The 823-nt window shown below is 62.7% G+C and carries 1 protein-coding gene; it reads left to right on the forward strand.

Features of this window, described 5'->3' with window-relative positions; all coding sequences use genetic code 11:
• A partial coding sequence (locus Q2M23_RS43680) for a transposase (protein ID WP_316399536.1) occupies positions 1 to 495 on the forward strand: 495 nt, incomplete at its 5' end.
• Between the last annotated feature and the right edge of the window lie 328 nt (positions 496 to 823).

The following is an 823-nucleotide window of genomic DNA, read 5'->3' on the forward strand; positions in this document are numbered from 1 at the left end:
CTGCGCAAGGCCGAGTGGGTCGTCTACGCAAAACGGCCGTTCGGCGGGCCGGAGGCGGTACTGGCCTATCTGTCGCGTTACACCCACCGCGTCGCCATCGCCAACAGCCGCCTGATCGCCTGTGACGAGCGCGGCGTCGCCTTCAAGTGGAAGGACTATCGGATCGAGGGCCGCGATCGATACAAGCGCATGACGCTCGGAACCTTCGAGTTCATCCGCCGCTTCCTCATCCACGTGCTGCCCAAGGGCCTGCACCGCATCCGCCACTACGGCCTGTTCGCCAAAAGCACGTGCGCCGCCAACATCGCCCGCGCCCGTGAGCTGCTCGCCGTTGCAAACTCCCAAGGCGAGCCTACCAGTGTCCCAGAGGCCAACAAGCCGAGGTGTCCATGCTGCGGCGGCTGCATGATCATCATCGAGGTCTTCGCCCGCGGTGCAATGCCACGGCATCGGCCGACAGCTCCAACGAACCGCATCAGGATCGACACCTCATGATCGCGTCACAGTCCTGCAAATCTCCGCGTCACGCTCGCCCTCTCTCGACCGGCCACGATAGAACTCGCCAAGATATCCACCACACGATCGCAACTCGTCCGACGATCTATCGAGCTTGACGCCATCTGTCGCTCATTCGGCAGCTGCATCACCCTTGCACTGCTCGTGGCGCAGGCTCGATCCACATCAGCCAGCTCGCCCGCGGCACTCAAATCCCCATAGCCGCTGCCGCACCGCCCCACGTCCCTTAGGCGCGGTTTCCTTGTATGGGCTTTGTCAAGGGAGGCGTTTAAATAGGCGATAGGTCGGCGCATCTTTTCCTTCGTCA

This window comes from Bradyrhizobium sp. 33ap4, from assembly GCF_032654765.1.
GTDB lineage: Bacteria > Pseudomonadota > Alphaproteobacteria > Rhizobiales > Xanthobacteraceae > Bradyrhizobium > Bradyrhizobium australafricanum.